General features: G+C 59.6%; 1 protein-coding gene. It reads right to left on the reverse strand.

Going from position 1 to position 275, the window contains the following annotated elements; all coding sequences use genetic code 11:
• On the reverse strand, positions 1-275 hold a 275-nt coding region (locus tag B2W52_RS00165; RefSeq protein ID WP_286800940.1), incomplete at both ends, for a SulP family inorganic anion transporter.

Raw genomic sequence — 275 nt, forward strand, 5'->3', positions numbered from 1 at the left:
TGTCGGTCAGGTCATCGACGATGGTTGCGGTCATCATCGATTCCAGCAGCCCCACAACAGCCAGCCCCACGGAGTACGGCAGGATGATCATCAGGGTTTCCAGGTTCAGGGGCACATCCGGCCACAGGAAGATCGGCAGAGTATCGGGCAATTCGCCCATATCACCGACCGTGCGGATGTCGAGGTTCAGGTACATGGCAACGCCGGTCAGAACCACAATGCACACCAGAGGTGAAGGCAGGATCTTGCCGATCCGGGGCAGCAGCGGGAACAGG

The sequence above is a fragment of the Marinobacter sp. UBA2498 genome, assembly GCF_002341575.1.
GTDB lineage: Bacteria > Pseudomonadota > Gammaproteobacteria > Pseudomonadales > Oleiphilaceae > Marinobacter > Marinobacter manganoxydans.